A 2,853-nucleotide genomic window follows, 5' to 3' on the forward strand; every position below is an offset into this window, starting at 1 on the left:
GACGGGGCCCGGCGGCGCGGTCAGGGGAGGAGCGCTCGCGGCGGCCGCGGCGCTCAGGTGCTGCGCCGAGCGTCGCGGGGCGGGCACCCGGTACGCGGGCAGGTCGAGCGCCGCCGCGATGCCGCGCAACGCCGAACCCATCTGCTCGGCGTCGGCGAAGCGGTGCGACGGCTCCCGGTGCGTGGCCTCCGCGACGAGTTCGTCGAACTCGGGCGGCACACCCGCGATGTACGAACCCGGCCGCGGAACGTCCTGGTTGATTCGCTGATACGCCACGGACAACGACGTGTCTCCGGTGAACGGGGTCCGTCCGGTGAGGAGTTCGAACAGCAGGACACCGGTGGAGTAGACGTCACTGCGGGTGTCGGCGATCCCCGACGTCACCTGCTCCGGCGACAGATACGCCGCCGTGCCCAGAATCACACTGTGCGACGTGGTGTTCGACGCCGCAGCCGCCCGCACCAGACCGAAATCCGCGATCTTCACCTCACCGCCGTCGGAGATCAGGATGTTCTCGGGTTTGACGTCGCGGTGCACGAGACCCGCCCGGTGGGCGACGGCGAGCGCGTCGAGAACCGGCCCCACGACCGCGGCCACCGCGTGCGGCGGCATCGGCCCGCGTTCCCGCAGGAGTTCGCGCAGCGTTCCGCCGTCGACCAGTTCCATCACCAGGAACGCGTGATCGCGGTCGTGTCCCTGGTCGTACACCGCGACCAGGGAAGGGTGCTTGAGTCGCGCGACCGAGCGGGCCTCGAACTCGAACCGGGTCACGAACGCCGGATCGGCCGCGAACTGCGGATCCATCACCTTGATGGCCACCGGACGGTCGAGACGCGTGTCGAGCCCCCTGTACACGGTGGACATGCCGCCACGCGCGATCGTGGCATCCACCCGATAGCGCCGGTCGAGCAGCTCGCCGATCAAACGTTGACCTCCATCGTGCACAGTGTCCGTTCCCCCGTCAGTGCGCGCAGCCCGGCCACACGCCCCTCAATCGTAGCCAGCGACACCGACCGGTAGCGCCACGCCGGAGGCGACCAGATAACGTTAGGGGAGTGAGTGCCATCCCTTACTGTGACGATGTCCTGGACCCTTCCGTCTCGCTCCTCCAGCTGGTGGACGTCGCGAAGAACCTCGGTGTGGCCGTCACCCGCGTGCAGCAGCTTCTGCGGGATCAGCAGTTGATCGCTGTGCGCCGCGACGGCGTCCTCGGCGTCCCCGAACTCTTCTTCGACGAGACCGGTGAGACCGTCAAATGGCTGCCCGGTCTCATTGCGGTGCTGCACGACGGTGGATTCAAGGACGAGGAAATCCTGCTGTGGCTGTTCCGTGAGGACGACAGCCTCCCCGGCACGCCCGTCCAGGCCCTGCACGGCGACCTTGCCCGCGAAGTGATCCGCCGCGCTCAGGCGATGGGATTCTGACCGCCGGTCACCACATCCTGCCGCGGGCAGGCACCGCGAGCCGGGCGAACTGAGGCACCGCCGTCGCCCACCGGTTTCTCCGCGGAACGGTGGCGCGCCGGTCGAGGACCCGGTACCCGCCACGTTCGATCTCGTCGAGGATGCGCGAGTACAGCACGAACGCCGTACGGATGCCGGGTTGGACGCGTCGATCCAGCATCGCGATGCCCGGTTCCGCGTCCCGGTACACCGACCGGGTGACCGCGATCAGGTGGGCGAGCGCCCGCACGATGCGCTGGTCCGTCGTGCCGCGGCGGCGGCTTTGCGCGAGGAGTTCGGTGTCGACTCCGAACGCGGCCAGCTCCTCGGCCGGGAGATAGACCCGGCCCCGATCCAGGTCCTCGCCGACGTCGCGAAGGAAATTGGTCAGCTGGAACGCCTCCCCGAGGGCCGCGGCGTGCGGTTCGGCGCCGGGCCCGGTGGTGCCGAGGACGGGCAGCATCTGCAATCCGATCACGACGGCCGACCCGTACATGTACGTGCGGAGTTCGGTCAGAGTGCCGTAGTCGGCCCGGTGCTCCGGAGTCCCCGGAACGTCCATCCGCATCGAGTTCAGGAACGCGAAGAAGTAGTCGTGGGGGATGGCGAAGTCCGCCACGGTGTCGAGGAACGCGGGAAGGACCCGCCGCATCTCCGGTGAGCAGGCGGTGTCACCGACGGCGTTCTTGTCGGTGAAGCCGCGCCGTAGCACCGCGTCGATCCGGTCGAGTTCGGCGGCGCACTCCCCGGCGGTCCGGCCGGGATCGACGTCCACGAGGTCGTCGACCGTGCGGGCGAACCCGTAGAGGGCGTGCACGGCGGCCTGGCGGCGCTCGGGAAGCAACCGGGTGGCCAGGTGGTACGTGCGTCCGTGCTCTGCCGTCACCGCGCCGCAGTACCGGTAACTGTCGGACAGCGCGGTCATCGACCGGTCATTCGAGGCCGGGCGACGACGCAGCACCTGCGAGGTCGGAGGTGCGCTCTTCCTCGACGGGCCGGGGTGCGCGCAGCCGCAGCGGGTCGACCGTGCGCAGCGACACCGCCGCCACGACCGCGGCGAACGTCGCGAGCATCACGTGCGCCAACGTGTAGAGCCCGATCGACCCGTCCGGCTGGAAGACCAGCATCAACCAGGTGGACAACCCGACGAGGATCATCAGGGTCCGCGTCGACAACGCGAAGCCGGCCGCGATGGCGATCGGCCACGAGTAGTACCACGGCAGCGCCGCGGGCGACAGAATCACGATCGCGACCAGGACGATGAGGATTCCGAGGATCGCATCCCGCTCGGTCTTCCGGTACCGCCACCAGGCGGCGAGCACGATCGCGACGAGGGCCACCGCACAGATCGGGCGGGTGACGGCCAGGACCTCGCCCAGCCGCAGGTCCGCGAACCACGACGTTCCGACCG

General features: G+C 69.5%; 3 protein-coding genes and 1 pseudogene. 1 reads left to right on the forward strand and 3 read right to left on the reverse strand.

Annotated elements, in window-relative coordinates; translation table 11 throughout:
* A partial coding sequence (locus tag AC1DWT_RS50645; RefSeq protein WP_477926203.1) for a protein kinase domain-containing protein occupies nucleotides 1-924 on the reverse strand: 924 nt, incomplete at its 3' end.
* A gap of 131 nt (nucleotides 925-1,055) precedes the next feature.
* On the opposite strand from AC1DWT_RS50645, the gene AC1DWT_RS50650 reads away from it, so the two are divergent.
* On the forward strand, nucleotides 1,056-1,424 hold the full coding sequence (locus tag AC1DWT_RS50650) for an Rv2175c family DNA-binding protein (protein ID WP_087556228.1): 369 nt from the start codon (nucleotides 1,056-1,058) through the stop codon (nucleotides 1,422-1,424).
* 7 nt (nucleotides 1,425-1,431) lie between these two features.
* Here AC1DWT_RS50650 and AC1DWT_RS50655 read toward each other — a convergent pair whose 3' ends face one another.
* Complete coding sequence (locus tag AC1DWT_RS50655; protein WP_206012666.1) at nucleotides 1,432-2,367, reverse strand: phytoene/squalene synthase family protein; 936 nt, start codon at nucleotides 2,365-2,367, stop codon at nucleotides 1,432-1,434.
* 7 nt (nucleotides 2,368-2,374) lie between these two features.
* A pseudogene (locus AC1DWT_RS50660) lies at nucleotides 2,375-2,853 on the reverse strand (alpha-(1->6)-mannopyranosyltransferase A); the annotation flags it as partial.

This window comes from Rhodococcus sp. P4_B6, from assembly GCF_056402215.1.

Coding starts and splice junctions, on each gene's coding strand:
- AC1DWT_RS50655 (WP_206012666.1), bottom strand. CDS start 2,367: ATGACCGCGCTGTCCGACAGTTACCGGTACTGCGGCGCGGTGACGGCA.